Source organism: Thioclava sp. UBA3469 (assembly GCF_002378135.1).
Lineage (GTDB): Bacteria > Pseudomonadota > Alphaproteobacteria > Rhodobacterales > Rhodobacteraceae > Thioclava > Thioclava sediminum.
In genome coordinates this window covers 5,724-7,416 of record NZ_DFRG01000260.1, presented here as the reverse complement: position 1 = coordinate 7,416, position 1,693 = coordinate 5,724, and the positions used below count along the sequence as shown (strand labels likewise).

The following is a 1,693-nucleotide window of genomic DNA, read 5'->3' as shown; positions in this document are numbered from 1 at the left end:
GGGCGCGGCGGCCAATACACCTATCACGGCCCCGGCCAGCGCGTCGCCTATGTGATGCTCGACCTGAACAAGCGTGGGCGCGACGTGCGCTGCTTCGTACGCCAGCTCGAGGATTGGGTGATCGCCGCGCTCGACGAATTCAACGTAAAGGGCGAGATTCGCGACGGCCGCGTCGGCGTCTGGGTCCAGCGCCCCGACAAGCCGAAAGCGGCGGATGGCAGCCTGCGCGAAGACAAAATCGCCGCGATCGGGGTGAAGCTGCGCAAATGGGTCAGCTTCCACGGCATCTCGATCAATGTGGAGCCGGACCTGTCGCATTTCGAGGGAATCGTGCCATGCGGGATTCGCGATCACGGGGTGACCAGCCTCGTCGATCTTGGCCTGCCGGTCGAAATGGCCGATCTTGATCTCGCGCTACGTGCGACATTCTGTCGCATTTTTGTGAGTAAACTAAATGCGACCTCAGAAGTTTAGTGGACACATAGGCAATCATGCATGTTAGAACGCCCTTCAAGGCAGCGTGACTGCCCTGTGAAAGCCGGGTCGGGAGGGCCCGAGCTTCGTCTCAAAATGAACAAGGAAGACGCGATGAAACTCAGCCTTATTGCCATGATCACCGCCGTCACCGTTGCGAGCCCCGCGCTTGCGCAGGACGTCGAGAAAGGCAAAAACGAATTCAAGCGGTGCAAGGCCTGTCACTCGATCGTCGCCCCCGATGGCACTGCGATCTACAAAGGCGGCAAGGTCGGCCCGAACCTCTACAACGTGATCGGTCGCAAGGTCGCATCCGTGGATGGCTATAAATACAAGGACGGGATCAAGGAATACGCCGATACCGGCGCCGTCTGGACCGAAGAGCTGCTCGCCGAATACATCACCGATCCGTCGAAGTTCCTCGAGGAGCAGACCGGCGATCCCAAGGCGAAATCGGGCATGGCCTACAAACAGCGCAAGGACCAGGCAGACATCGCCGCTTACCTCGGTTCGGCAGAAGTGTCGCCCGACGCGCCCGCGTCCTGATCGCGACATAAACGCATCACGCGTTCGTTGGCGGACCCTTTCGGGGGTCCGCTTTTTTTGTGCCAGCGTCGCGGATTCGCAACGCCCGCGCGGCGCCACCCCGACGCTCGCACAGCCTGCCAAGGGCGCGAGATCACGGATCACTCACGCCTGACAGAACTGCGACATTTTTTCACGGATGCGTGTGCAGAATTCTTGCCCTGCCATCGAAATATTCATAACCTCCGTTCATTCAGGCCCAAAGGGACGGGAGACCCGGGTCTGACGGGAGAAATGGGAGATCACTATGGCGGACGCAGCCGTTCACGGCGAGGGCGCACATGACACGCGCGGGTTCTTTACCCGTTGGTTCATGTCGACCAATCACAAGGATATCGGGATCTTGTATCTCTTCACCGCAGGCGCGGTGGGGCTGATCTCGGTCCTGTTCACAGTTTACATGCGCCTCGAGCTGATGGAGCCGGGCGTGCAATACATGTGCGCCGAGGGCGCGCGCTTCATCGCTTCGGCCGAGGAATGCACCCCCGACGGGCACCTCTGGAACGTGATGATCACCTATCACGGCGTCCTGATGATGTTCTTCGTCGTCATTCCGGCGCTGTTCGGGGGCTTCGGCAACTACTTCATGCCGCTCCAGATCGGCGCGCCGGACATGGCGTTCCCGCGGATGAAC

3 protein-coding genes are annotated in these 1,693 nt (G+C 60.3%); all 3 read left to right on the top strand.

Going from position 1 to position 1,693, the window contains the following annotated elements; translation table 11 throughout:
* Positions 1 to 474, top strand: a 474-nt coding sequence (gene lipB, locus B3D39_RS19145) for a lipoyl(octanoyl) transferase LipB (RefSeq protein WP_286789966.1), incomplete at its 5' end; no start/stop codon positions are given.
* Between the two features lie 114 nt (positions 475 to 588).
* On the top strand, positions 589 to 1,020 hold the full coding sequence (locus tag B3D39_RS19140; RefSeq protein ID WP_078520032.1) for a c-type cytochrome: 432 nt from the start codon (positions 589 to 591) through the stop codon (positions 1,018 to 1,020).
* A gap of 286 nt (positions 1,021 to 1,306) precedes the next feature.
* A partial coding sequence (locus B3D39_RS19135) for a cbb3-type cytochrome c oxidase subunit I (RefSeq protein ID WP_286789965.1) occupies positions 1,307 to 1,693 on the top strand: 387 nt, incomplete at its 3' end.